Below are 242 nucleotides of genomic sequence, written 5' to 3'. Positions count from 1 at the left end.
GTTCAAAAGCTTCGGCTCGCTGAGCCTGCCGGGGCTGTCGGAAGACCGCCAATCGGTGTTCGTGCCGGGGTTGGCTATCCTGTGCGGCGTGTTCGACGCGCTGGCGATCCGCGATCTGCGCTTGTCCGACGGCGCGCTGCGCGAAGGCGTGCTGTATGAAATGGAAGGCCGTTTCCGCCACCAGGACATCCGCAGCCGCACCGCCAAGAGCCTGGCCGATCACTACAACATCGACCGCGAAC

1 protein-coding gene is annotated in these 242 nt (G+C 64.9%); it reads left to right on the top strand.

The features are described from left to right. A partial coding sequence (locus P8629_RS12560) for a Ppx/GppA phosphatase family protein (RefSeq protein ID WP_442908722.1) occupies nt 1-242 on the top strand: 242 nt, incomplete at both ends.

The organism is Hydrogenovibrio sp. 3SP14C1 (assembly GCF_029625905.1).
Taxonomy (GTDB): Bacteria; Pseudomonadota; Gammaproteobacteria; order Thiomicrospirales; family Thiomicrospiraceae; genus Hydrogenovibrio.
Note: the sequence above shows the minus strand (reverse complement) of the source record. Positions and strands in the feature narration are given on the sequence as shown.